The organism is Halomonas sp. I1, from assembly GCF_032334135.1.
Classification (GTDB): Bacteria; Pseudomonadota; Gammaproteobacteria; order Pseudomonadales; family Halomonadaceae; genus Halomonas.
This window is the reverse complement of sequence record NZ_JAVXUS010000036.1, coordinates 1-1,224: the sequence shown is the minus strand read 5'-3', so window position 1 is coordinate 1,224 and position 1,224 is coordinate 1. Positions and strand designations below refer to the sequence as shown.

Sequence of the window (1,224 nt, the reverse complement as noted above, 5' to 3'; positions counted from 1 at the left end):
TCGCGGCTGGAGCGGAAGGCGGTCGAAGATACCAGGTGGCTGCAACTGTTTATTAAAAACACAGTACTCTGCAAACGCGTAAGCGGACGTATAGGGTATGACGCCTGCCCGGTGCCGGAAGGTTAATTGATGGTGTTAGCGTAAGCGAAGCTCCTGATCGAAGCCCCGGTAAACGGCGGCCGTAACTATAACGGTCCTAAGGTAGCGAAATTCCTTGTCGGGTAAGTTCCGACCTGCACGAATGGCGTAATGATGGCCACGCTGTCTCCACCCGAGACTCAGTGAAATTGAAATCGCAGTGAAGATGCTGTGTACCCGCGGCTAGACGGAAAGACCCCGTGAACCTTTACTACAGCTTCACACTGGACGCTGATGTTGCTTGTGTAGGATAGCTGGGAGGCTTTGAAACGGTAGCGCCAGCTGCCGTGGAGCCATCCTTGAAATACCAGCCTGGCATCATTGGCGTTCTAACTCAGATCCGTTATCCGGATCGAGGACCGTGTGTGGTGGGTAGTTTGACTGGGGCGGTCTCCTCCCAAAGTGTAACGGAGGAGCACGAAGGTACCCTCAGCACGGTCGGAAATCGTGCAATGAGTGCAAGAGCATAAGGGTGCTTAACTGCGAGACAGACACGTCGAGCAGATACGAAAGTAGGTTCTAGTGATCCGGTGGTTCTGTATGGAAGGGCCATCGCTCAACGGATAAAAGGTACTCCGGGGATAACAGGCTGATACCGCCCAAGAGTTCACATCGACGGCGGTGTTTGGCACCTCGATGTCGGCTCATCACATCCTGGGGCTGAAGTCGGTCCCAAGGGTATGGCTGTTCGCCATTTAAAGTGGTACGCGAGCTGGGTTTAGAACGTCGTGAGACAGTTCGGTCCCTATCTGCCGTGGGCGTTGGAGATTTGAGAAGTGCTGCTCCTAGTACGAGAGGACCGGAGTGGACGACCCTCTGGTGTACCGGTTGTCACGCCCGTGGCATTGCCGGGTAGCTAAGGTCGGACGGGATAACCGCTGAAAGCATCTAAGCGGGAAGCCTCCTTCAAGATGAGATCTCCCCGAGGCCTCGAGCCTCCTGAAGGGTCCAGCAAGACGAGCTGGTTGATAGGCCGGATGTGGAAGCGCTGCAAGGCGTTGAGCTGACCGGTACTAATGGCCCGTGAGGCTTGACCATATAACACCCAAGGAGTCTGGATGACAGACGACGCCGGGTACGCGAGAG

At 55.5% G+C, this 1,224-nt stretch carries 1 rRNA gene (only partly in view); it reads left to right on the top strand.

The features are described 5' to 3' along the window. Positions 1-1,176: ribosomal RNA gene (locus RSO41_RS18410) — 23S ribosomal RNA — on the top strand; it begins 1,017 nt to the left of the window's first position. The last annotated feature ends 48 nt before the right edge of the window (positions 1,177-1,224 follow it).